Source organism: Pseudoalteromonas sp. SG44-1 (assembly GCF_014164315.1).
Lineage (GTDB): Bacteria > Pseudomonadota > Gammaproteobacteria > Enterobacterales > Alteromonadaceae > Pseudoalteromonas > Pseudoalteromonas rhizosphaerae.
On record NZ_JACJEW010000185.1, the window covers coordinates 1 to 1,142 of the forward strand.

A 1,142-nucleotide genomic window follows, 5' to 3' on the forward strand; every position below is an offset into this window, starting at 1 on the left:
GCAGGGCAAGAGCATGAAAAAAGCCTATGATTTCAATACCTTTTCAAGGTAACCTGTACTGCGCATAGCTTTTTTCTGTTTTGCGGGCATGCCTTTATTAAAGCTTGTTTCTGCTTTTAGCTGATTAAATGCGATGTGTCTCAGCCCCGCAAATACAGGTGCTGCACCTTCACGCCTAATTCGGCAATCATCTTCTTTAAATCCGACATCTAAACGCCAATGTAATCCATTCTCTATTTGCCAATGTTGCCGTGCAGATCTTGCGAGTTCTTCCGCCGATAAATATGCTGAACTGATGTAGTATCTATAGCATAACTCATTGCTTACTTTGTTTTTTTCTTTCCTATAAGAAACAATAACTCCCACTGTTTTGGCATCTTTCCAATTGCTCGTTTCTGATAAATCACTTACGTTATGACTAACAGCACAACACCTGAATTCTTCTCTGTTTTTATGATAATCGGCTTCATTAAACAAAACTCCTTCGGACGCTTGTCGTGTGACCTCAGGTAATAAAGCATTCTCTATTTGTGACAGCAGTCCTTTATGGTTCGCTTTTACTGCAAGTAGGTAATCGGCTTGTTTATCCACTATTGTCTCTGCAATTGATTTTTGACACCCCATCGCGTCAATCGTGACTAAGCAGCCTTTTATCTCCAGTAATTCAAGAAGCTCTGGTAACGCTGTTATTTCATTCGACTTTTTATCAACAGGGCATTGCGCCAAAACAACACCATTTTCGCACGCAAATGCACTGACCATATAAAGTGCATCGCGCCTATCTGACTGATTAAATGAACCTTTCAATCGCTTACCATCAATCGCAACTACATCGCCATGAGTTAATTTAGAGCAGTCTTTCATCCAAGAAGAAAAAGAATCTTGAAACTGTGTCATATCAATACGACTCATCACACGAGCGATTGTGTCATGGCGAGGGATACCTTGCTCAAGAGGAACGTACTTCCTGAGCCAATCTAATCTATCATGGCCAAAATCTTCAATATCTTCCCAGCCTTGGCACCCAGATATGACAGCGCTGACAGCTAAGAATATGATATCAAAAAGTTTATGGACAACTTTACCCTGCTGGCGAGGGTCGTCAATTGATTCGAAATATTTAAATAGTTGAATATCAGGCA

At 40.5% G+C, this 1,142-nt stretch carries 1 protein-coding gene; it reads right to left on the bottom strand.

Annotation, left to right across the window (positions count from 1 at the left end; translation table 11 throughout):
* Positions 1–24: 24 nt before the first annotated feature.
* Positions 25–1,142 (bottom strand): ISAs1 family transposase (locus H5187_RS23640; protein ID WP_220493335.1); only part of this gene is annotated, 1,118 nt, incomplete at its 5' end.